General features: G+C 68.2%; 19 protein-coding genes. 9 read left to right on the forward strand and 10 right to left on the reverse strand.

Annotated elements, in window-relative coordinates; all coding sequences use genetic code 11:
* Positions 1-438 (reverse strand): DUF222 domain-containing protein (locus tag DI276_RS09300; RefSeq protein WP_119724472.1); only part of this gene is annotated, 438 nt, incomplete at its 3' end.
* 848 nt (positions 439-1,286) lie between these two features.
* On the opposite strand from DI276_RS09300, the gene DI276_RS09305 reads away from it, so the two are divergent.
* From DI276_RS09305 to DI276_RS09315, 3 genes are read left to right on the forward strand one after another with little or no spacing between them, the layout of a single operon-like run.
* On the forward strand, positions 1,287-2,168 hold the full coding sequence (locus DI276_RS09305; protein WP_408610513.1) for a hypothetical protein: 882 nt from the start codon (positions 1,287-1,289) through the stop codon (positions 2,166-2,168).
* A 6-nt stretch (positions 2,169-2,174) separates the two neighbouring features.
* Entirely contained in the window at positions 2,175-2,822 is a 648-nt protein-coding gene (locus tag DI276_RS09310; protein ID WP_112262878.1) for a hypothetical protein, read from the forward strand.
* Between the two features lie 49 nt (positions 2,823-2,871).
* Positions 2,872-3,522 (forward strand): HD domain-containing protein, encoded by a 651-nt coding sequence (locus DI276_RS09315; protein ID WP_112263322.1) that lies wholly within the window; start codon positions 2,872-2,874, stop codon positions 3,520-3,522.
* A 28-nt stretch (positions 3,523-3,550) separates the two neighbouring features.
* Here DI276_RS09315 and DI276_RS09320 read toward each other — a convergent pair whose 3' ends face one another.
* The 9 genes from DI276_RS09320 to DI276_RS09360 form a co-directional block, all read right to left on the reverse strand.
* Positions 3,551-3,991 carry a hypothetical protein gene (locus DI276_RS09320; RefSeq protein WP_332874630.1) on the reverse strand — a complete coding sequence of 147 codons (441 nt, stop codon included), beginning with the start codon at positions 3,989-3,991 and terminating at the stop codon, positions 3,551-3,553.
* Between the two features lie 183 nt (positions 3,992-4,174).
* Positions 4,175-5,500, reverse strand: coding sequence for a hypothetical protein (locus DI276_RS09325; protein ID WP_157984596.1), 1,326 nt, complete (start codon positions 5,498-5,500; stop codon positions 4,175-4,177).
* A 7-nt stretch (positions 5,501-5,507) separates the two neighbouring features.
* Positions 5,508-6,740 (reverse strand): OmpA family protein, encoded by a 1,233-nt coding sequence (locus tag DI276_RS09330; protein ID WP_112262880.1) that lies wholly within the window; start codon positions 6,738-6,740, stop codon positions 5,508-5,510.
* Positions 6,741-6,751: 11 nt separating this feature from the next.
* Complete coding sequence (locus tag DI276_RS09335; RefSeq protein WP_112262881.1) at positions 6,752-7,594, reverse strand: hypothetical protein; 843 nt, start codon at positions 7,592-7,594, stop codon at positions 6,752-6,754.
* Between the two features lie 13 nt (positions 7,595-7,607).
* Complete coding sequence (locus DI276_RS09340; RefSeq protein ID WP_112262882.1) at positions 7,608-9,830, reverse strand: hypothetical protein; 2,223 nt, start codon at positions 9,828-9,830, stop codon at positions 7,608-7,610.
* Positions 9,831-9,845: 15 nt separating this feature from the next.
* Complete coding sequence (locus DI276_RS09345; RefSeq protein ID WP_112262883.1) at positions 9,846-10,622, reverse strand: hypothetical protein; 777 nt, start codon at positions 10,620-10,622, stop codon at positions 9,846-9,848.
* A gap of 41 nt (positions 10,623-10,663) precedes the next feature.
* Positions 10,664-11,437: a Crp/Fnr family transcriptional regulator gene (locus DI276_RS09350; RefSeq protein WP_198680536.1), complete on the reverse strand. Its 774-nt coding sequence runs from the start codon at positions 11,435-11,437 to the stop codon at positions 10,664-10,666.
* Between the two features lie 257 nt (positions 11,438-11,694).
* A complete protein-coding gene (locus tag DI276_RS09355) occupies positions 11,695-13,683 on the reverse strand; it encodes a hypothetical protein (protein WP_112262885.1) in 1,989 nt (662 codons plus the stop codon).
* A 22-nt stretch (positions 13,684-13,705) separates the two neighbouring features.
* Positions 13,706-14,629 (reverse strand): heme o synthase, encoded by a 924-nt coding sequence (locus tag DI276_RS09360; protein ID WP_112262886.1) that lies wholly within the window; start codon positions 14,627-14,629, stop codon positions 13,706-13,708.
* 242 nt (positions 14,630-14,871) lie between these two features.
* Between DI276_RS09360 and tkt the strand changes: the two genes are divergently transcribed.
* The 6 genes from tkt to pgl are packed head-to-tail and all read left to right on the forward strand — an operon-like array spanning position 14,872 to position 22,995.
* The gene (gene tkt, locus DI276_RS09365; protein ID WP_112262887.1) at positions 14,872-16,962 is read left to right on the forward strand and encodes a transketolase; all 2,091 of its coding nucleotides are present in this window, start codon (positions 14,872-14,874) and stop codon (positions 16,960-16,962) included.
* Positions 16,959-18,071, forward strand: coding sequence for a transaldolase (tal, locus tag DI276_RS09370; protein ID WP_112262888.1), 1,113 nt, complete (start codon positions 16,959-16,961; stop codon positions 18,069-18,071). The genes tkt and tal overlap by 4 nt, the downstream gene beginning before the upstream one ends.
* A gap of 25 nt (positions 18,072-18,096) precedes the next feature.
* On the forward strand, positions 18,097-19,683 hold the full coding sequence (locus DI276_RS09375; protein ID WP_232836542.1) for a glucose-6-phosphate isomerase: 1,587 nt from the start codon (positions 18,097-18,099) through the stop codon (positions 19,681-19,683).
* Complete coding sequence (gene zwf, locus DI276_RS09380) at positions 19,680-21,221, forward strand: glucose-6-phosphate dehydrogenase (protein WP_112262890.1); 1,542 nt, start codon at positions 19,680-19,682, stop codon at positions 21,219-21,221. Before DI276_RS09375 ends, zwf begins: the two co-directional genes overlap by 4 nt.
* Positions 21,218-22,219 carry a glucose-6-phosphate dehydrogenase assembly protein OpcA gene (opcA, locus tag DI276_RS09385; protein ID WP_112262891.1) on the forward strand — a complete coding sequence of 334 codons (1,002 nt, stop codon included), beginning with the start codon at positions 21,218-21,220 and terminating at the stop codon, positions 22,217-22,219. The genes zwf and opcA overlap by 4 nt, the downstream gene beginning before the upstream one ends.
* Positions 22,216-22,995 (forward strand): 6-phosphogluconolactonase, encoded by a 780-nt coding sequence (pgl, locus tag DI276_RS09390; protein WP_112262892.1) that lies wholly within the window; start codon positions 22,216-22,218, stop codon positions 22,993-22,995. Before opcA ends, pgl begins: the two co-directional genes overlap by 4 nt.
* Positions 22,996-23,055 lie beyond the last annotated feature (60 nt).

Here is a 23,055-nt window from a genome sequence, read left to right on the forward strand (position 1 = left end):
CACGAGCGCCCGGCCCAGCTTGCGCACCGCGGCGGGCTCGAACTCGCGTGCGTAGCCCACGACCGTGGCCTCGTGTTCGGCGGGCAGGTCCTGCATGACCTCGGCGACCACCGCGACATGCTCGACCGACAGCGCGCCCTCGGCCACCGCCTCAGCGGTCACGGGGAGTTCCGGGGCGAGTTCGCTGCCGGTCGGTGTGATCTCACGACCCAGCAAACCCGCGTTCGCCACCCACCGCTGAGCGGTCTTCAGATCCCACCGCACCACGTGCCGCAGCACCTGAGCCAGATTCTTGTAACCCAGCTCGGATGCGGCACCGCGCCGATCCAACTCGGCAATTTTCTGCATCACCGCAGATTCGCGAGCCCGAATTTCCATCACCTCCGCGACAACACTGCGCAGCAGCTCGTCGGTCGGGAGGAGTCGGGGTTCGATCACGTGTTCTAATCTACCGCAAGATCACGATATAAAAACACGTCAAGCCGTACACAATCGAGTGAACCGACCCGCCTCGGACGGCGTGGCGAAGCGAAGCGAGCCGGACAGGCCTATGCCAACGCGGGAAAGCAGTAATGACGTAAGGCGAACAACCCGACGCAACCACGCACGATTGCGATTGGGGCTTGACTTCGGGTGCGAGGTGCTACCTTTTTCGGATCGGGCGGGTGCGAAGCATCCGACCTTTTCCGCCCGACCAGCGCCTCGCAAGGGCCCCGAAGTCAAGCCCCAATCGCAATCGTCGCGAAGCGGCGATGACGCAACCCAAGCCCGTCCGGCCACCCACGCAAGGCGACCCGGCGCACGGCACGCGACCAACCCCGCTGGAACCGGCGCCCGCGCGCGCAGGCCGACGTGCGCCCACCGGAGCAACGCGGGACAGCCCCGAGCGGGCTAAGCGACGTGGCGTGGGTGCGTTTGGGGTGGGTGGGTCACCCTCATCCGACACGTCGGAGGCCCGCCGCGACGGGGCGTCACCGGAGTGCACGGATGTGGGCGGGCCACTGGGCTCAAGGGCGGTTATTCCGGTTCTAAATGTCGCACGAATAGCAGCTTCCTTATCTTTTGACCGACGCGTACAGTAACTCCGCGCACTTGATCGGACACGGCCCGCATTCGTCCGTTCGGGTAGCGGCCGATGAGGTGACCCGCAGGAGGTGGGACTCGTGTCCGCGGAGGCCGGAGGCATCCGCAGCAACCTGATCCACGAGTTGTTTTGGACTCGGACCGGGTTGCTCCTCCTCATACTCGTGGTGACGTCCGGAACGACCTTGGCCATTTCCAGCCAAATGGATTCCGGTGCGGGGAGAAACTTCCTGACCGCGGTGGGTACGGGCACGCTCATATCGGCGGTCGTCAGCTTCACGCAGACGTTGATCACTTCGAAAGCGGCGCAGCGGGCGTTGCTCACGCCGGTCGTCGAAGAGAGCCGGAAGGCGCTCAAAGAGCTGACCCAGGAGTATCGGGCGCTCGATCGGGAGTTCTTCCCGAGTCACGTGTTCGAGCCTACGGCCACGCCGGCACCGGATTTCAACCAGCTCATGATGCAGGACCTGGAGCGGACGCGGCTGTACTGCTTCCGCGGGTTCGCCGGGCGGTACGCGGCCGGAAGAGTGCTGCTCAGCCAGACGGAGTGCGAGCTCAGGGCCGTGCTCGCGGACCCGCGCGACGACAACGCGATCAGTGGGCGCGCGCGATATCTGCTGCGGAACGAAGGTGCCGACGGCGACTACGACGAGATTCAGAACAGACTGAAGGAGCAGATCGGCATCGGGCTGGTCGGGCTGTACCAAGCCAGGAGCCGGTGCAGCCGGATCGACGTCACCATCGTTTCGGATCCGCCGCTGGACCGGCTCGAGCTGTTCGACGACTCGGTTTGGTTGACGCTCTACAGCAACACCGCCGGCGTGCTGCGGCCGTATCCGAGGACGCTGCGGTTCACCGAGAGTTCGTTCCTCTACGCGATGGAGCGCGCCGAGTTCCTGCGGATCAGCAATTCCAAGGCCGGGTATCACTTCGTCATCACGCCGGGGACGAGCAGGAACGACTTCCTGGCGTTGTACGAGAAGATCACCGGCGAAACTCTGACAGACGACGGGTACAAAGAGCTCGAGGACAAGTTCCACGCATTCCGTCGCGAATTCTCCACATCCGCTCAGTTGAGGAGCTGATCGATCTTGCTAGCCGAGTTCACCGGGTTGTCCGCGCTCGAGGAGCTCGCCGCTCGGGTGCAGCGCGCCGAACTTCCCGTGGTGGACCACTGGACCGACGTCGGCGTGTGGTTCCGCGAGTGGGCGGCCCGGCCGGAGCTGCGCAAGGAGCTCAGGGAGTACCTGGACGGGCTCACGCCTCAGCAGGCGACGTGGGTGATCGCGCACTCCCGCGAGACGACGACGCACTTCGCCTGGTGCCTGAGAGACGAAGAAGACGAGCCCTTCACGTTCTGGTTGCACGAGTACAAGCCGCTGTCGGACTGGCGCACCGGGTACGCGGACTCGGTCCACAACCACCGCTACCACTTCTGCACCACCATCCTGAGCGGCGCCTACCTGCACGAACGTTTTGACGCCCGGCTCGGCGTCGGCGGGCGCACGATCATCGGCACCGAGTTGACGAACCGCACTCAGTGCACCGAAGGCACCACGGGCACGTTGCTCGCGCACGAGTTCCACCGCATCCCGCGCGCGGCCGACGGGACGATGACGTTCCTCGTCAAGTCACGTGCCGTCACGCCGTGGAGCCTCAGCTACGACCCGGAAACCGGGATCAGCCACCGGCACGTGCCGGTCGAGGACCGACTGGAGGATCTGACGAACCACCTGTAAAAGCTCCTGAACGCGCTTACCATCAGCCCACCCGGTGGGAGGGCTGATGATGCGTACGCGCACAACGATCCCGAGGTCTGTCATCGCGGACGTGGAGCAGCGCGTGAGGCGGCTGTGCGAGGACCTGGCCGCGAAGCTGCAGTTCCACGGCTGGCACCACGTGAGCTTCGTCCGCGACAAGGCGGTGCACTTCGCCGAACGCAACGGCTCAGCAAGAGACATCGTCGAGGTCGCCGCACTCGTGCACGACCTCAACTACATGGTCCGCCGCAACTCGCTGCCGACCGACGGCGAGGCGTTGCGCCGCAAGGTCCTGTTCGTCTCCGGTGTCTGCGTCGGCGACATCGAGTGGGTCGAGCGCATCGTCATCGAGGCGGAGATACGCACCCGCCACCGCGACATCTCGCTGGAGGCCCAGGCGCTCTCCGATGCGGACACGCTCTTCAAGGCGCTGCCGGTAACACCGGTCGTCCTCGCGCACAAGTACTTGCAGGAGAACGGGATCACGCTCAGGGAGCTCGCGTACAAGATCGTGGGCGAGCAGGTGTCCAAGGCCGACGACGGCTACTACTTCTACGACGCGGAGGCCGCCGCGACCTACTCGAAGTGGGCCGAGACGAACCTCTCGCTGTGGAAGTGCATCGTCGAGTCGCTCGACGATCCGTGCGTCGAGGACCTGCTGGCCAAAGTCGCGTCCTGAACCACCCCCAGCCGACGGGTGGCACGCGTCAGGGCCACATGGAGATCGTTGGGCCCGAGCGAGCCGGGTCGACGATCACGACCACGTCGAACTCCAGCCCCTTCACCTCGGCCGGGGTCAGCAGCACGACGTTCCTCGGTGAGGTCCGGCGGTACCGGGACCGCGACCACGAGCCGGCACGGAGGCTCGCCGCTGGACCGCACGGATCGCGGCGGACGCAGCCCGGGGTGATGCCGGCGAGCACCTGCGCCGCGACCTCCACGATCTCCGCCGGCGTGCAGTGGTTGACGGTCAGCTGCGCGAGCCGGTGCGGCCGCGGCACCCGTTCCCACGGCGTCGCTCCCGCCGCACTCCGGTCCAGCCGCCCGAAGCACAGCCCCTCCTCGACCGCCACCAACCGCGCCAGCTCCGTCCGCCACACGTCCGGCGCGTGCCCGCGGGCGAGCGCGGCGGCGGCCTCCTCCCGCAACGCGTCGAGGCGTGCGTGCAGAGGGTTCAGGTGGTCTTGTTCGACAACTCGTCAATGCCGACCCCGCGCGCCTGCACGAAGTCACGCTGAGCTGGGGCACCCACGCAGACATGGACTTCCACGCAGCGTTCACACCTCAGCGAGATCTCCGAGCTTGCGCGCACGGCGGTGAGCCGAGACCGTCTACCTCTCGGTCACCGAGCCCTGAGGCTCGTCGGGCGGTTCCAGCTGCTTGATCAGCTTCTGCACGAGCTCCTCGTGCTCGGCCAGCAGCTTCTTGCCGTCGTACTCCGTCAGCATCTCCCGAGGCTTGGCCAACCCGGTGGTCGGCACCGCCGGCTCGGGCATGTCGTGGAACAGCGACACCGCCTCCGTCCCACCGGCCTCGTTGAACTTGGGCGCGAGATGCCCGGCCAGCCCGTGTTCGGCCCGCCGTTCAAGAATGCACACCCACGCCTGGTTCATCGTCCGCCGCGCCGCGTTCTCGGCGTTGTCGAGCGTCGTGCGCAGCCGCTGCCACGCGGGGTCGTGCGCCCGCTTCGCCGCCTCGGCCTCCGTGAGGGCCTTCTCGAAGACCTCCCTGCCCGCCTTGAACTCCACCTCGGCGCGCGCGGCCGAATCCGCCCACGGGTTGTACTCCACGATCTTCACGAAGATCGCCCCGAGTGTGAACAGCAGGAACAACATCACCACCGCGTACCACGGGTACTGGACGGCGGCGGCCCCACCCCTCGACTCCCGCACCCGCTGGTTCGCCCAGATCCCGAAGGTGACCATCACGAAGACGAAGAAGATGAGCGGAATGCTCCAGATCGCCCACGGAAGGTCGTCCGCGTCCCGTTTCTGGGATTCCGGTCGCCACAGCCACACCCGCTTCACGACGTCCTTCAGCACGAGGGGTTCGCGGTTGGTCCTCCGGTCCCGGTGCGACCACGCGCGCACGACCTGCTTCGCGAGCATCGTCCCGGACACGAGCAGGGCGGCCGCGATCAGGACTCCCGGCAGGTACGAGAGGTACCTCAGGATCGGGTCCTGCTCGTTGGTGAGTTTGCGCAGCATGAACGCGAAGAACCACGTGTCGTAGACCGACGCGACCGCGAGCGAGATGTACAGCGCCCACGTCCACGCCTTGGGGCGGTACCTGCGGTCCTCCGGCCCCTCGTGCGCGTGCCTGCGATCCGCACGATGCCGCGCCCGGCCCGCTATCAGCACCGTCCGGTCGGCCAGCAGTGCCCCGAGCTTGTCGAGCGCAGTGCGCCAGCGCGCCGTCGCGTCGGTCAGATCCTGGTTCGCAGCGTCGACGCCCGACATCGCGGCGGCGAGGCCGGCCTCCGCGTCGATGGAGGCCCGCGCCAGCGTCGCCGCCTCGGCGTTGTCCAGTTCCTTCGCGTCATAACGCACTCGCGGCATCAGAGGGACGCCGTGCATGCCCGCGCACGGGGCTGTTGGCGGGCACGGGCGCGGGCGGGAGTAGCCGCCGCCCGAGCCGTTGACCGTTGTCTGGCTCATCGGAACCTCACCACTTGTCCGTGACGATCTCGACCCTGCGGTTGCACTTCATCGCCTGCTCGTCGTCGGAGTTGGGGCACAACGGTTTCTCCTCGCCGAACCACCTCGTCTCGACCTTGGTCGTGACGCCGTTGTTGATCAGCACCGCGCGAACGGCCTCGGCCCGCCGCTGCGAAAGACCCATGTTGTAGTCATTGGTACCGCGGGCATCGGTGTGCCCTGTGATCGTCGTGGTGGCCGCCGGGTACTGCTTGATCTTGGCCGCGACCCGTGCGAGCTGCGCGACACCTTCTGTCTTCAAGCGGTCGGAGTCGAAGTCGAACAGCACCAGGTCGCTGTCACCGAGCGACCAGGTGATCACCTTGTCCCCGTCGACGCCCTCGCCCGGCTTGGCGAACTTGACCTCCGGATCGCCCACGTCCCCGGCAGGCGGCCGCCCTGGCGCCCTGCCCATGGTCGAGACCGTGTCGACGACGCAGTTCCCCTTCGCCACACCGGTCGTCTCGCACAACCGGGTCCACAGCTGGCCGAGCCAGAGCAGCTGTCCGGTGGACGGTGTGGGTGCGCCGACAGCGGGATGTCCGACGCCCACGAAGGAGAGCTTCGTGCCGTCCGGTGCCCTGCCGGTCTCGCCGACTCGGGACGTGCACAGCGAAACGATGTTCTCCAGCACGTCCGTCTGGCCGATGGCCGCCTTCTCCAGGCTCGCGCATCCCACTGTGGCGAGACCGTCGGTGGCGAGGACGACGCTGCGCTCGCCCTTGGCATCGCGCACCTTGTCGAAGCCGGCCGTGGCCGCGCCCAGCACGTCGGTTCCCGCTTCGACGGGCCCGTCCGCACTCGCGCTCCTGACGAAGCCCTGCAGGCACTCCGTCGCGTTCGCCACCGCGTCCTCGTAGTTCTCCTCGGCAGCGTCGACATCGGTGTACAGCTTCTGCCCGGTCCAGCGCACCCTGGTGGCGTTGCCGGAGAACGAGCCGATCGAGACCGTCTGCCTGCCCTTCACGATCTCTCTCAGCCGATCTTTCAGGGCCATCGCGTAGTCCGGTGACTTCTCCGCGTCCGCCGACCGCGTCGAGTTCGACGCGTCCAGCAGCACCACCGCGGCACCACCCGCTTCCTTCACACCAGGGTCGTTCATCCAGGCGCAACTGTCGGGAAGCGGCCCGTCGTCGCAAGCGGTGAGCAGGGCCGCGGCGCACACCGCGGCCGCGAGTCCGGCCATGAGCTTCCGGAACACGTCGTCCCCTTTCAGTCCTGCGTCGAGTTCTGCGCGTTGGCCTCGAAGGCGTCCGCCAACGTGCCGGTGGAAAGGCCCTGCTGCTGCATGAAGGAGCGCACCGCGAGGTCGTAGGCGTTCGCGAACTCGTAGAGGCCCACCTGCAGGTGGTCGCGGGTCGCGGCGTGCAGCACGTTGACCAGGTCCGCGGCCGACCTCTTGCGTTCCTCGGAGAGGTTCGCGAACACCACGGCCACCTCGGGGTCCACCAGTCGCGCGGCGTGCACGACGGTGATGGCGGAGCCGAACTCCTCGACGACCTCCTGCCAGCCCTTGAGCTCGCAGCGGATGTTCTCCATGTGCCGCAGCTTGAGCATGTGGTCGCAGTCCATCGCCACCAGCTGCTCGTAGTAGCTCACCTGCTTGTCGCCGATCCGCACGTCGCTGTTGACGCGGACCTTGACCTCGCAGCGGACCTTCACCCGGTCCGCGGTCTCGTAGCACCACCCGTCGCCGAGCCGGTCGTTCATCTTCAGCTCGGCCGAGTACGGGTCGTGCGGGTAGAACTCGCGGCCGATCGGCCAGATCCGCTCGAGCACGTCGTGGCGCAGGTTCTTCTCGTGCCACTCGATGCGCTTGAGCAAGTCCTCCTGCGTGCCCTGGCTCAAGGACCAGACCACGTGGTAGCGCACGGAGAAGTTGAACCCCTCACCACGGCTCGGGATCAGCAACGGCTCGCCGGCCTCCCGGTGTTCGATCACCTCCATCGAGACGACTGTCGGTGGCGGCGGCGGTGGCGGCGGCTGGTGGGTCCGGCCGGTCAGGCGGTCCCAGAGCTTGCGCCAGAAGCCGCGGCGCTTCCCGTCCTCGGTCATGATCGTTTCCTCCTCAGAGTTCTTCGGCGATTCGCTTCAGCAGCACGGCGGACGGGTGCACGGAGCACCACAGCCTGAGGTTGAACCGCGCTCGCTTGACCAGTTCGGGTGACCGCAACAGGTCGAGGGCGAACTTCTCGATCTCCTCGCCCAGATCGACCTCGTGATCACCGCGCAACACCCACTGCAGCAACGTTTCCCACGCCCGCCGGCCGGTGAGCGATTCGAGCAACGCGTCCTGCCACAACGACATCACCTGCGCGCGGGCCTGTTCGTCGTTGGCGACGAGACGCATCAGGACCGGCCACACGCCGTCCGATTCGTTGTAGGAAGCGAGGAACACGATCGACCGCGCGGCGTGCACCTTCGTCTGGGCACCGACGTCCGCCCACGTTCTGAGTTCCTTGAGCACCAGAGGTGCGTGCTCCGGGCGGTAGAGCTCGGCGATCGCGTTGGCGACCGAACCTCGGTGCATGAGCCGCGGATCGACGGCTACCGCACGCAACCCGGTGAGCGAACTCTCGATCGAGATCGCACCGATGCTGGTGGCGTACGCGAGTGAGGCAGTGTCGTTCATCAGTGGGTTTGCACTGAAAGCCCAGTCGGAGACCTGCCTCGTCACCCTGGACGTCAGCTTCCGGTTGAGCGCGGCGGACTCCAGCGCCCACGCCGCCGCCTGGCGCCGCCGGTACGCCTCGGAGGTCGCCCACGGTCTGATCAGTCGCTGGTACAGGACGCTGAAGTCGTGGGTCGCCAGGTAGCCTGCGGTGATCGCGGCCCGCAGCACGATCCACTTGCGTCCGTCGTTCACGAGCGCGTCCAGCCACGCGAGCAGCGGAGCCCTGGTCACCGCGTCGAAGTCGTTCCACGCGACGTCCAGCAGATGCTGCGCGAGCGAGGGATCGACCAGCTTCGCCCGGCGCTCCTCGCCGCCGTCGGCCAGCCGCTCGGGGATGCTCATCCTCTTGTCCAGGAAGGCTTCGACGCCCTTGCCGAAGACGGGGACGGTGGTGCGGAGCTTTGTCGTGCGATGGCAGGTCTGCAGCGCCGTGTACAGGAGGTCGGCCGCGTCCGCGACGTCGGTCATGGTGTAGTCCTGGAACACCGCGTAGCCCAGCCTCGCGGCCGCCTCGCGGTGGCGAACCCTGGTCTCGCCGACCGAGCCGGTGGCCTCGATCACCACGAGCAGGTCCTCTGCGACGGACCTGAAGTGCGCGCTGGTCTGGGAGAGGGCCTCCCACGGCTCGCGCCCCTCGGTGATGCCGTCGAGGAGGCGACGCGCGAGGTCCGCGACTTGCCCGGGTGGCAACGCCCTTTCGAGGTGTTCCCCGATCTTCTCGTCGTTGAGGCACTGCTCGACGAAGTCCGGCGGCGCTCCGTCCAGTGAGGACAGTCCGTGACGCAGATGGCTGATCAGGACTGACTCGGGGTGGGGAAGGTCGTGCGACACCGCGTACGGCTGCAGCCCGTGGTCGAGCTTCTCCGTCGGCGGGCCGATCACCACCACGGCGGCGTCGTGCTCGATGGCCCAGCCCGCGAGCGAGACCAGCGTGCTCTTGCGCACCGCCTTCCGCGTGCCGAGTTCGAGCACATGAGCGTGCTGCGGACGCAGGACGGACTTCGACTCCTCGTCGACCAGAGTGGCCACGTCGAAGTCGTCGTCCACGTCGATCATGACCACACGGCTGGATCCGCAAAGCTCGGTGCCGAGCCTGATGGCGGTCGACGACCTGCCGCTGTCCGCTACCCCGCACAGGTAGACGGCGCCTTGCTCTCGCAAGGTGTACACGGCCTCCTCGTAGCCGGGGAACGGCACGTAGGTCGCCGAGTTCGCGGTGGTGGCGCCGCGGGAGTACAGGCCCGACCTGGCGGTCGGCCCCTTCCTCGGGCCGAAGAAGTTGTTGGCGTAGTTGGTCTGGCTGGCCCCGCTGCCCACGAGCGCATTGCCCTCGACGGTGACGCGGTCGAAGATCGTGCGCTGATCGTCCTGGATGAACGGCCGTGCGCCTTCGTGGCGCTGGAACTCCTGCTCCCGGTCGTCGTCCCAAGCCGCCGACGACTTCGGTTGCCGAGCGGTCTGCTGCTTCGGTGGCGGCGAGGTGCTCGGAGGTGCCGAGGCCGGTGCCTGCGGCGGTGACTCCGGTTCGGACGGCCGCGGTTCCGGCGGCTCGGGTTCCGGCGCCGACGGCAGCTCCAGCTCCGCACCGGGCACGACGTCGTTCTCTTCGTCGCTCATCTGCTGCTCCGCTGCTCAGTCCGCGGAAGGGCGAGGCGTCCGGGTGTCGTCGCCGTAGTAGTTGTGCTGCGTGCCGTTGGTTCCGACGACGCCGTTGCCGTGGATCGTCACGTCGCGAAGGTGGGTACCACCACCGCTGGTGGGCCGCGGCTCCGGCGAGGTGCGCGGCCCGGGACGCGGTGCGTCCCCGCGACCCTTCCCGTCGGACCCCGGCTTCTTGTTGCCCGGCAACCAGATCCAGCCGCTGACCTCCCGGTCCTTCACGCGGTCGTGCACGAACGTGAACTCGGCCTTGTCCAGGCCGCGGTTCCCCTCCACGACCGCGTCGTCGTAGAAGGGATCGGTGAGCACCACGGCGAGGTCGGCGTCATCGTTGCGGCGCAAGGCATCCCGCAACGCCTCCGAGTCGCAGAGGCGGGCCGCGCGCACGACCGCCGTGCCGTTGATGTTCAGGCCGTGCCGGACGACGTCGCCGTGGTCGATCGCGAGGCGGGCGCGCAACCGCCCCGACTCGTTCATCATCGAGTTGAAGTTGCGCAGTGCCGTGCTGAGCTCGCGCACGAAGTCGGCGGCGATGAAAGCCTTGGGCACACTGGAAGGTGCGGCGAGAACGGCGCTGTCACCGGTGATGCGGTGGAACCAGGTGCCGTCCACGAAGGAACACCGGCTGGAGGCGTCGGTGATCACCTTGTCGAGCGCCTTGTCCAGGTGGACCTGCCGGAAGACGCTGCCCTTGCTGGACGCCACGATGTCCAGCTGCAGCACGGTGTGGGGAAGGGCCTGTTCGTCCATCGTGTTCGCCTCCGCTGTGGGTGACTGGAGGCGAACAACATCTATCCGTGGGAGCGGGTACCACTACATCCCGTGATGCCATTGGCCGATTCTTTACCGGACTGGTTCGGCATCGCGGCGGCGAGACAGGTCACGCACGGCACGACGAGCGCGCCGTACTCGGTCCGCACCAGACGGCGCTCCCGCAACGTCCTGATCGCACGCTGCACGGAGATCCTGGAGACGTTCACGATCTGCGCGAGCTCGTCCTGCGTCAGTTCGATCCGGACGGTCTGGTCCTGCCCGGCGCCGCGGAACACCGAGGCGAGGTTGACGAGTTCGGACGCCAGCCGCCACGGGCCCTGGTAGGCGGCGAAGTCGAGGCGACGGCGCTCGGCGGCGCGCAGCCGGGCCGATACCAGCCGCGCGATTTCCAGGGATGTGCGGGGGCTCTCCCGCACCAGGTCCAGGAACCGGCCGCCGGGCACCTCGGCGTAGCTGCCGGAGCCCAGCGCGATCACCGAGGCAGAGCGCCTTCTTCTGTCCAAAAAGGCCATCTCGCCCATGAGGTCGCCGCGGCCCAGCAGTCCGAGCAGGTGTGTGCGGCCGTGCGTGTCGCGCGTCTCCGCCTTGAGCTGGCCGGCCAGTACGATCGCGACGGAGTTGCCGACCTCGCCCTCCCGCATCACGACCTCCTTCGGTTCGAAGTCGACCTGCCGGAAACCGCCGAGCAGGTCGCTGAGGTCTTTCACCGGCACCCGCGCGGCGAAGCTGTTCGGCGGCCAGTTCTCCGGACCCGCTGCCGGCGGGGTGATCTGTCTGCGCGGTCTGCTCATCTGCTGAGCCTTTCCCTGCGTCCACGTCCTCGCGCAGTGCATCGAAAATGCGGACGACAATGTAACTCCCTGTCTCCGACACTAGGCCGCCAGGGTGAAAGTCGATCGCAACTCGGTAGCACCGGTAACGAGCGTATCCGCTGGCCCCAGCGCTAACTGCGCCAAATGGCACATAATTCCACGCTACTCAGGAAAAATATGACCAGCTTTTGGCAAGCTTTCACTCGCGCGAATTGCCGCAATTCACGAGAAGAGACTCATCCGCGTGGACGTGCGAGCAAGTCCGCTCCGGCGTGCAGCGTGTACCCGAGCCCCATGACGTTGCCGCGCCCGAGCATCTCCCACCGCGTCTGCCGCAACGCCTCCCCGGCGCTGAACCCCGCCGCCAGCCGCGCCAGCAGCATGCCGGTCACCCACCCCGCCATGTCCTGCGGCACGGCCACCTCGGGGCTGACCACGCCGGACGCGCCGCCGTCCACGAACGCCCGCGCCAGACCGGGCATCGGCGACGTCCCCACCACCAACGGCTTGCGCGACGGCCAGTGCGGACGCGGCCACACGCCCTCGTGGTCCCAGCGCTCGATCTCCTCGGCGTCGAGGAACCCCTCGCGAAAGAGCAGGTGCACAACGTCCATGGCCTCATCGGCCAGTGCCCGGCCCAGCTCCGAGGGACTCACGTAGGCCGACGACACGACTGATGGCGGAAGCATCGACATCAGCTCTGTCACGTGCCGCTCGATCAGCGCACGGTCCATGCCGGGATCGACGGCCATCGACACCTCGAACGGCCTCGCAACACCAGAGACGACAGGCACCAGCGGCCCGACCGGCTGCTCCAGCACAGTCGACAGGCCCCAGAAACCGAAGGGGCACAACACGTTCCCGCTGTGATCGGACACCGGGCAGTGCGCAGGCACCTCGCCCCCGGCCCCGAACGGCCCGAACTGCCCCACGGACGCGCACAGCCGATACGGCCCGTCGACGAACGGCAGGTCGTAGATCAACGACCACGGCACCGAACCAGGTGTCACCGAGGCGATCATCAGCTCGGCCGGCCGAGCCCGCCCCCACCGGCGAATCCGGTCGGCGAGCTCAGGAGAACCGAACAGCCGCGAGTACATCGCCGACCCCTGCAGGGCCAGCGCGGCCAAGTCCGCGCAGAACGACGGAAAATCCTTGCCGTACCAGGGATCCAACCCTGACACGTCAGGGAACGAGCACGGCAGGTCACCCAAGCTGATCCAAATGGGCACACCGCCGGCAGCCACCAGCGCCCGGTTCCCGAGCACCAGCAACGACGCCGTCCGCGACGACAACGGCTCCAGATCGGCGAACGTCCGCGACAGCTGAAACCGCAACGACGAACGCGACTCCCCCGCACCCACCGGCAGCACGACCTGCTGGACGTGCACCGGCACCACACCTGAGTAGATGACCAGCTCACCGCTCCACGGCACTGACGCATAAGGCGTGGTGACCGGAAAGCTCACCCACGGACCCGAACCCTCGGCCGGCAGCACGAACGTCTCGGACAGCACCGATCGTCCGTTCATGCTGAGCACGGCCCGCAGCTCCAGATCACCGGGCAACGCAGCCGCGTGCTCCCCGACGTGCACCCACACCTCGTACTCGGCACCTGGCCGCAACGCCCCCGCGATGCCCTCGGTGGCGCCGGGCAGAGCGACCATCACCTTGACCGCGCGATCATCGGGCACGGGCGGCGCGGGCAACGCCGTGAAGCGGACCTGCCGGCGCCGTTCCAGCTCGCGGAACTGCCAGAGGACGTCCTCGACCCGCCCCTCACCAGCACCGACGGGCTCGGCCAGCACGACGTGCGGCGCACTCCAGCCGATCAGCACGGAAGCCGGGTCCACCCCGGGTACCAGCGTGTGCACAGCGGTGAACAGCACGACCGGCCGCCCAAGACCGCGCAACGCGGCAACAACCGGCGCGGTGTCCCACGAGCGCGTGTCGTGCAACGCCACCACGTCGCCGTCAATGTCGGACAACGAAGGCAGCGCGGACGCCGACGGGAAGTGCCGGAGATCGAGAACGGCGAACCGCACCGCCCGCACGGAAGTCGTGACCACGGTCGACGCCGGGTGCCCGACCGCGAGCCCGGCGCTGACCTGCGCCCACCCGCCCGGGTCGGTCACGACGAGCAGCGACTTCGACGCGGTGAACGCAGCCACGAAGTCCAGCGGCGAGCCTTCGCCGCCGGTGACGGTGAACTCAACGGGCGCCACAGCCGTACGCCTGGAGGTGCAGCTAGAACGGCCAGCCAAGCACCGGCAACCCGACCACGGCGTCCACGGCGAGACCGCAGAACACGAGCATCAGGTAGAGGTTCGACATGTGGAAGAACTTCATGGTGTTCGTGGACCCGCCGCGGCGCACGACGTTGTGCAGCTTGTGCGCGAAGACGGCGAACCACACGCCGGACAGGGCCGCCACCGCCACGTAGATCCACGAGGTGACCGGGGCGAGGGCGAGCGTGCAGACGACGGTGATCCAGCTGTAGATGACGATCTGCCGCGTCACCTGCTGAGCTGTGGCCACCACGGGCAGCATCGGCACGCCTGCTCGCGCGTAGTCGTCCTTGAACTTCATGGCGAGAGCCCAGGTGTGCGGCGGAGTCCAGAAGAAGATGACGCCGAACATCACCAGGGCAGGCCACTCCACCGTGCCCGTCACCGCGCTCCAGCCGATGATCACCGGCATGCAGCCCGCCATGCCGCCCCAGATGATGTTCTGGGAGGTCCGGCGCTTGAGCACGAGCGTGTAGACGAAGATGTAGAACAAGATCGTCGCCACGGCGAACACGGCGGAGATCAGGTTCACGAACATCCAGAGGAACGCGAACGAGAAGACGCCGAGCACGATGCCGAAGATCAGGGCGTTGCGCGGCGGGATGGCGTTGTGGGCCAACGGCCTGGCCGCGGTCCGCTTCATGACCGAGTCGATGTCGGCGTCGACGAAGCAGTTGAGGGCATTTGCCGACCCCGCGGCGAGGGTGCCGCCGGTCAGGGTGCAGGCGATCAGCCACAGCGGCGGGAGGCCGTGCTGGGCGAGCAGCATCGCGGGGATCGTGGTGATCAGCAGGAGCTCGATGACCCGTGGCTTGGTGAGCGCCACGTAGGCGCCAACAACCTGACGAGGCGACCTGTGGGGGGCCTCGAGGACGGCACTCATCGCGTGAACGCTCCTCGCATCGCAGAGGTGTGAAAACCAGCGACTGATGGTAACCGCGCAAAGAATTCACAGCCCGTTCGGGTGCTGGTGTGCCCCGGCACACACCCGCCTGAGACCTTTCAGAGCAACATCTGAATCTCGCAGGACTAGGCTGGCCGGTGGACGAGGGAGAAACGCGGGTCAGGCCGTTCGGGATCGATCAAGCCTGCCCGCCCTAGCGACAAGAGTGGAGCTGTAAGTCCGTGACCGTCACCGACGACATCACCCGGCTCACGAAGGCCGATCTGCCTGACGACTGGACGGAGCTGGACAAGCGCGCCGTCGACACCGCCCGACTGCTCGCGGCGGACGCGGTGCAGAAGGTCGGCAACGGGCACCCCGGCACGGCGATGAGCCTCGCGCCGCTGGCGTACACGCTGTTCCAGCGCGTCCTGCGGCACGACCCGGCCGACGCGGACTGGATCGGCCGCGACCGGTTCGTGCTGTCCGCCGGCCACTCCAGCCTGACGCTGTACGTGCAGCTGTACCTCTCGGGTTACGGCCTGGAGCTGGACGACCTGAAGGCGCTGCGCACGTGGGGCTCCCAGACCCCCGGCCACCCCGAGCACGGGCACACCAGGGGCGTCGAGATCACGACCGGCCCGCTGGGCTCCGGTCTCGCCTCCGCGGTCGGCATGGCGATGGCCGCCCGCCGCGAGCGCGGCCTGTTCGACCCGGACGCCGCACCGGGCCAGAGCCCGTTCGACCACCACATCTACGTGATCGCCTCCGACGGTGACATCGAGGAGGGCGTCACCTCCGAGGCCTCGTCGCTGGCCGGCACGCAGCAGCTGGGCAACCTGGTCGTCTTCTACGACGACAACAAGATCTCGATCGAGGACGACACCACGATCGCGCTGTCCGAGGACACCGCGGCGCGCTACGAGGCCTACGGCTGGCACGTGCAGGTCGTCGAGTCCGGCGAGAACGTCAAGGGCATCCTCGAGGCCGTCGAGAAGGCCAAGGCCGTCACCGACAAGCCGTCCTTCATCCTGCTGCGCACGATCATCGGCTACCCGGCGCCGAACAAGCAGAACACCGGTGCCGCGCACGGTGCCGCGCTCGGCGCCGACGAGGTCAAGGCCACCAAGGAGATCCTCGGCTTCGACCCGGAGCAGACCTTCGAGGTCGCCGACAAGGTCCTCGACCACGCCCGCGAGGTCGTCAAGCGCGGTGAGCTCGCCAAGGCCGAGTGGCAGAAGTCCTTCGACGCGTGGGCCGCGGCCAACCCGGAGAACAAGAAGCTGCTCGACCGCCTCGTCGCCCGTCAGCTGCCCGAGGGCTGGGCCGACGCGCTGCCCGTCTACCCGGTCGACGCGAAGGGTGTCCCGACCCGCAAGGCCTCCGGCGAGGTGATCAACGCGCTCGCCGCCGCGCTGCCCGAGCTGTGGGGCGGTTCCGCCGACCTCGCCGAGTCGAACCTGACCACGATCAAGGGCGCCAAGTCCTTCGGTCCCGCGGAGATCTCCACGGGCATGTGGAAGGCCGACCCGTACGGCCGCGTGCTGCACTTCGGTGTCCGCGAGCACGCGATGGGCGCGATCCTCAACGGCATCGCCCTGCACGGCCCGACCCGCCCGTTCGGCGGCACGTTCCTGGTGTTCTCCGACTACATGCGCCCGTCCGTGCGACTCGCGGCGATCATGCAGGCGGCGGTCACGTACGTGTGGACGCACGACTCCATCGGTCTCGGCGAGGACGGCCCGACGCACCAGCCGATCGAGCACCTCGCGGCCCTGCGCGCGATCCCGGACTTCGCGGTCGTCCGCCCCGGCGACGGCAACGAGACCGCGTACGCCTGGAAGGCCGTGCTGGAGCAGTTCGGCCCGGTCGGCCTCGCGCTGACCCGCCAGAACGTGCCGACGCTGGAGGGCACCTCCGCCGAGGGCGTGAAGCGCGGCGGTTACGTGCTGTTCGGTGACGAGAACCCCGAGATCGTGATCATCGGCACTGGCTCTGAACTGCAGGTTGCCGCCGAGGCCGGGAAGGTTCTGCAGGCCGAGGGCGTTGCAGTGCGTGTGGTGTCCATGCCTTCCATCGACTGGTTCGAGAAGCAGGACGCCGAGTACCGCGAGTCGGTCATCCCGCCGTCGGTCAAGGCGCGCGTCGCGGTGGAGGCCGGCATCGCGCAGCCGTGGTACCGCTACGTCGGCGACGCGGGCGAGATCGTGTCGATCGAGCACTTCGGCGCCTCGGCCGACTACCAGACGTTGTTCAAGGAGTTCGGCTTCACGACGGAGAACGTCGTCGCCGCCGCACGCCGTTCCCTTGACCGAGTGAGGGGTAACAAGTGAGCAAGGAGAAGCTGGCCGCTCTGTCCGGAGCGGGCGTCTCGATCTGGCTCGACGACCTGTCGCGTGAGCGGCTCACCAGCGGCAACCTGGACGAGCTGATCCGCGAGTGGAACGTCGTCGGCGTCACGACGAACCCGACGATCTTCGCGGGCGCGCTGTCGAAGGGCGAGTCCTACGACGAGCAGGTCCGCGAGCTCGCCAACAGGGGTGCCGACACCGAGGCGACCATCCGCGAGGTCACCACGACCGACGTGCGCAACGCGTGCGACAAGTTCCGCGACATCTACAACTCGACCAACGGGGTGGACGGCCGCGTCTCCATCGAGGTCGACCCGCGCCTGGCGTTCGACACGGACAAGACCGTGGCCGAGGCGCAGGACCTGTGGAAGACCGTGGACCGGCCGAACCTGCTGGTGAAGATCCCGGCCACCGAGGCGGGTCTGCCGGCGATCACCAAGACGATCGCGGAGGGCATCTCCGTCAACGTCACGCTGATCTTCTCGGTCGAGCGCTACCAGAAGGTCATGGAGGCCTACCTCGACGGCCTGGAGCAGGCCAAGGCGAACGGCCACGACCTGCGCTCGATCCACTCCGTGGCGTCGTTCTTCGTGTCCCGGGTGGACACCGAGATCGACAAGCGCCTGGACAAGATCGGCTCGGACGAGGCGAAGGCGTTGCGCGGCAAGGCTGCTCTGGCCAACGCGTGGATCGCCTACGGCGCGTTCGAGAAGACCTTCCAGGGCGAGCGCTGGGAGGCGCTCAAGGCCGACGGCGCCAACGCGCAGCGTCCGCTGTGGGCGTCGACCGGTGTGAAGGACCCGAGCTACTCCCCCACCCTCTACGTCGACCAGCTCGTCGTCACCGACGTCGTGAACACGATGCCGGAGAAGACGCTGCACGCCGTGGCCGACGGGGGCAAGATCGTCGGTGACACGGTCACCGGACGTGCCGCTGAGGGCCAGGAAGTGTTCGACCAGCTCGCCGCCGTGGGAATCGACCTCGAGGACGTGTTCAAGGTCCTGGAGACCGAGGGCGTCGACAAGTTCGAGAAGTCCTGGGAAGAGTTGCTCGAGACGGTGACGAACCAACTGGCTCAACTGAAGGGCTGATCACGCAGTGACCTCCGTCGAAATCGTGAGGTCACCGAACGCCGACCAGGTCAGCACGATCGCTGCTGACCTGGTCGCGGATTCGGTGCCGAGCAAGCTGACCGCGCAGGACCCGACCCTGTGGGGGCCGGAAGCCGAGTCCGAGGCGAGCATTCGTCTGTCGTGGACGACGTTGCACGAGACGTCCCGTGCACTGCTCCCCGAGCTCACGGCTCTGCGCGCCGAACTGCACGCCGAGGGCGTCGACCGCGTCGTCCTCGCTGGAATGGGCGGCTCGTCGCTCGCCCCCGAGGTCATCACGCGGACCGCGGGCGTCCCGCTGGTCGTGCTGGACACCACCGATCCCGCCCAGGTCGCCGACGCGCTGGCGGGCGACCTCGAGCGCACGGTGATCGTGGTGTCGTCCAAGTCCGGTGGCACGGTCGAGACCGACAGCCACCGGCGCATCTTCGAGAAGGCTTTCGCGGACGCGGGCATCGACGCCGCGTCGCGCATCGTGGTGGTCACCGACCCCGGTTCGCCGTTGCAGCAGGCGTCCGAGGAAGCGGGCTACCGCAAGGTGTTCCTGGCCGACCCGCACGTGGGTGGCCGTTACTCGGCGCTGACCGCGTTCGGCCTGGTGCCGTCCTACCTGGCCGGTGCCGACGTCGAGGCGCTGCTGGACGAGGCGGCCGAGGAGGCCAAGGTCCTCGCGCAGGACTCGGTCGAGAACCCCGCGGTCGTGCTGGCCGCGGTCTTCGGTGCCGCGCACGCCCACGGCGCGGAGAAGATCATCTTCGCCGACACCGGTTCCGGCATCGTCGGGTTCGGTGACTGGGCCGAGCAGCTGATCGCCGAGTCGACCGGCAAGAACGGCACCGGCCTGCTGCCGGTCGTCGTCGAGGGCCCCGGCGCTCCCGGTTTCGTGGACGCGCGGTCCGACGCCACGACCGTCGCGATCGGACCGGCCACCGGGTCGGCCAACGTGGCGGTGGAAGGCAAGCTGGGCGCGCAGTTCCTGCTGTGGGAGTACGCGACCGCGCTCGTCGGCCGGGTGCTCGGCATCAACCCGTTCGACCAGCCGGACGTGGAGGCCGCGAAGAAGGCCGCCCGCGCGCTGCTGGACGCGCCGGCCGTCGCCGCCACCACGCCGTCCTTTGTGGACGGACCGGTCGAGGGTCACGGCACCGACTGGGCTCCGCGCAAGGTGAACACCATCGCGGAAGCGCTTGCGGCGCTGGTTGAAGTGGCGCCCGACCACGGCTACATCTCGGTTCAGGCGTACTTGGACAGGATCGACGACGCGTCGTTCGAGCTGCTCCGTGCGGAGATCGCGAAGAGGACGCACCTGCAGACCACGTTCGGCTGGGGTCCGCGCTTCCTGCACTCGACCGGCCAGTACCACAAGGGCGGTCACCAGAACGGCGTGTTCATCCAGATCACCGGCGAGTCCGGCGACGACCTGGAGGTGCCCGGCCGTCCCTACACGCTGGCGCAGCTGCAGCTCGCGCAGGCGCTCGGCGACGGTCAGGTGCTGGTCGAACACGGTCGCCCGGTGCTGCGGTTGCACCTCGAGGACCGCATCGCCGGCTTGGCCCAGCTCGTCGAGGCAGTCCAGGAGGACGGTTCGTGACCGCATCCGACAAGTGGCGCAACCCGCTGCGGGACGCGCGCGACAAGCGCCTGCCCCGCATCGCGGGCCCGAGCGCGCTGGTCATCTTCGGTGTCACCGGTGACCTGTCGCGCAAGAAGCTGATGCCCGCGATCTACGACCTCGCGAACCGCGGGCTGCTGCCGCCGGGCTTCGGTCTCGTCGGCTTCGCCCGCCGCGACTGGGCCGACCAGGACTTCATGAAGGTCGTGCACGACGCGGTGAAGGAGCACGCGCGGACGCCGTTCAACGAGGCGGTCTGGGCGCAGCTCGCCGAGGGCATCCGGTTCGTGCAGGGCACCTTCGACGACGACGAGTCGTTCGACAACCTGGCCTCCTGCTTGGCCGCGTTGGACGCCGAGCGCGGCACGGGCGGCAACCACGCGTTCTACCTGTCGATCCCGCCGGGCGCGTTCCCGACGGTGATCAACCAGCTCAAGCGCGCGGGCCTCGCCCAGACGTCCGCCGACCAGTGGCGCCGGGTCGTCATCGAGAAGCCGTTCGGGCACGACCTGGCTTCGGCCAAGCAGCTGAACAAGACGGTCAACGAGGTCTTCCCCGAGGAGTCGGTGTTCCGCATCGACCACTACCTCGGCAAGGAGACCGTCCAGAACATCCTGGCGCTGCGGTTCGCGAACCAGCTCTACGAACCCATCTGGAACTCGAACTACGTCGACCACGTGCAGATCACCATGGCCGAGGACATCGGTCTCGGTGGCCGCGCCGGCTACTACGACGGCATCGGTGCGACGCGGGACGTCATCCAGAACCACCTGCTGCAGCTGCTGGCCCTGATCGCGATGGAGGAGCCGGTCTCGTTCAAGCCGGCCGACCTGCGCGCGGAGAAGGTGAAGATCCTCTCGGCGACGCGTCCCGCGGAGCCGTTCGAGGAGACCACCGCGCGCGGCCAGTACACCGGTGGCTGGCAGGGCGGGCAGAAGGTGCCCGGTCTGCTGGAGGAGGGCGGCTTCTCGCCCGAGTCGAAGACCGAGACGTTCGGCGCGATCACCTGTGAGATCAACACCCGCCGCTGGGCCGGGGTGCCGTTCTACCTGCGCACCGGCAAGCGCCTGGGCCGTCGTGTCACCGAGGTCGCCGTCGTCTTCAAGCGGGCGCCGCACCTGCCGTTCGACGACACCGCGACCGAAGAACTCGGCCAGAACGCTTTGGTGGTCCGGGTTCAGCCTGACGAGGGCGTGACCATCCGGTTCGGCTCGAAGGTGCCGGGCAACACGATGGAGGTCCGCGACGTCACGATGGACTTCGGCTACGGCCACTCGTTCACCGAGTCGTCGCCGGAGGCCTACGAGCGGCTGCTGCTGGACGTGCTGCTCGGCGAGCCGTCGCTGTTCCCGAAGAACGACGAGGTCGAGCTGTCCTGGGAGATCCTGGATCCGGTCCTGGACTTCTGGGCTCGCAAGGACGAACCGGCTCTCGAGAAGTACAAGGCAGGCACCTGGGGTCCGCCGTCGGCGGACGCGATGACCGCCAGGACCGGAAGGCACTGGAGGCGTCCGTGATCATCGACCTTCCCTCGACCACCACGTCCCAGATCAACTCGCGGCTGGTCCGGCTGCGGGACGAAGGCGGTGCGACGACGCTCGGTCGCGTGCTGACCCTCGTCATCGTGACCGAGGACGGCCAGCGCACCGACGCCGCGATCGACGCGGCCAACGACGCCTCGCGCGAGCACCCGTGTCGCGTGATCGTCGTGGCCCGCGGCGCCCGCCAGGCGGCTCCTCGCCTCGACGCGCAGATCCGCGTCGGTGGCGACGCGGGTGCCTCCGAGGTTGTCGTGCTGCGGCTGTACGGCGAGCTCGCCAAGGAGGGCGCGTCCTGCGTGATGCCGCTGCTGCTGCCGGACACCCCGGTCGTGGCGTGGTGGCCGTTCGACGCGCCGGTCTCGCCGTCCAAGGACCCGATCGGCCAGCTCGCGCAGCGCCGCATCACCGACGCGGCAGCCGAGAAGAACCCGATCAAGGCCCTGGAGTCGCGGCGTGCGCACTACGCGCCCGGTGACACGGACCTGGCCTGGACGCGTCTGACGTTGTGGCGCGCCATGCTCGCCTCCTCGCTGGACCTGCCGCCGTACGAGAAGGTCCTGGAAGCCGAGGTGACCGGCGAGGCCGACTCGCCGTCCACCGACCTGCTCGCGGCCTGGCTGACCGACAAGCTGAAGGTCCCCGCGCGCCGCTTCAAGGCGACGTCGGGCGAGGGCATCGTGCAGGTCCGGCTGGGCCGCGCGTCCGGCGACGTCGACCTGCTGCGCCCGGACGGCAAGGTGGGCACGCTGACCCAGCCCGGCCAGCCGTCGCGTCGAGTCGCGCTGCAGCGTCGTTCGATCCGCGACTGCCTCGCGGAGGAACTGCGCCGCCTCGACCCCGACGAGGTCTACGCGGGGGCGCTGAAGTCGCTGTCGAAGGTGACGAAGGGCCGCCCGGCCGCCCCGAAGGAAGCCGAGCCTTCCGCCAACGGCGCTGCCGTGCCGAAGAAGTCGAAGGCGAAGGCGAGTTCGTGAGCAATCCGCAAGTAGTGGTCCACCGCGACGGCGACCTCCTGGCCGCCGCCGCGGCGGCCCGCCTGGTGACCCGCATGGTCGACGCCCAAACCGCCCGCGGCTACGCGTCCGTCGTGCTGACCGGCGGCCGCACGGGCACGGCGGTGCTGGAACACCTCAACCGCAACGGCGCCCGCGATGCCGTCGACTGGTCGCGGGTGGATCTGTACTGGGGTGACGAGCGGTTCCTGCCTTCCGGGCATCCTGAGCGGAACGAGACTCAGGCCCGTGCCGCGCTGCTGGACCACGTTCCGGTGGATCCCGCACGCGTCCACGTGATGGAGCCTTCGGACGGCAAGTTCGGCGACGACCCGGAGGCGGCGGCCGCGGAGTACGCCTCGCTGCTGGCTTCGCTTGCGCGGCCTGAGGATCACGGCGACGTGCCCACGTTCGACGTCTGCTTGCTGGGCGTCGGCGAGGAGGGGCACGTGGCTTCGGTCTTCCCCGCTTCTCCTGCGGTGTACGAGAAGGAGCGGACAGTCGTCGCGGTGCGCAACTGCCCAAAGCCGCCGCCCACGCGTGTCTCGCTGACCTTGTCGTCGGTGCGGTGCGCGCAGGAGGTGTGGCTGATGACCACCGGGGAGTCCAAGGCTGCCGCGGTGGCCATGGCGTTGACCGGTGCGGGCGAGGTGCAGCTGCCTGCCGCTGGAGCCACCGGGCGGCGCCGGACGTTGTGGTTGCTGGACACGGCGGCTGCTTCGAAGGTGCCCGCTCTGTTCAAGCCGCCACTGGCTTGATGTTCTTGGCCCCCGGCTTCGTGCCGGGGGCCTTTTTCGTTGTCCGGGCTTGACCTCAAG

It is taken from the genome of Lentzea terrae (genome assembly GCF_003265345.1).
Classification (GTDB): domain Bacteria; phylum Actinomycetota; class Actinomycetes; order Mycobacteriales; family Pseudonocardiaceae; genus Lentzea; species Lentzea terrae.

Excerpts from the sequence above, each read along its gene's own strand:
- DI276_RS09305 (WP_408610513.1), top strand. The coding sequence starts at position 1,287 with ATGGATTCCGGTGCGGGGAGAAACTTCCTGACCGCGGTGGGTACGGGC.
- DI276_RS09315 (WP_112263322.1), top strand. The coding sequence starts at position 2,872 with ATGCGTACGCGCACAACGATCCCGAGGTCTGTCATCGCGGACGTGGAG.
- DI276_RS09325 (WP_157984596.1), bottom strand. The coding sequence starts at position 5,500 with ATGAGCCAGACAACGGTCAACGGCTCGGGCGGCGGCTACTCCCGCCCG.
- DI276_RS09335 (WP_112262881.1), bottom strand. The coding sequence starts at position 7,594 with ATGACCGAGGACGGGAAGCGCCGCGGCTTCTGGCGCAAGCTCTGGGAC.
- DI276_RS09340 (WP_112262882.1), bottom strand. The coding sequence starts at position 9,830 with ATGAGCGACGAAGAGAACGACGTCGTGCCCGGTGCGGAGCTGGAGCTG.
- DI276_RS09345 (WP_112262883.1), bottom strand. The coding sequence starts at position 10,622 with ATGGACGAACAGGCCCTTCCCCACACCGTGCTGCAGCTGGACATCGTG.
- DI276_RS09350 (WP_198680536.1), bottom strand. The coding sequence starts at position 11,437 with ATGAGCAGACCGCGCAGACAGATCACCCCGCCGGCAGCGGGTCCGGAG.
- DI276_RS09360 (WP_112262886.1), bottom strand. The coding sequence starts at position 14,629 with ATGAGTGCCGTCCTCGAGGCCCCCCACAGGTCGCCTCGTCAGGTTGTT.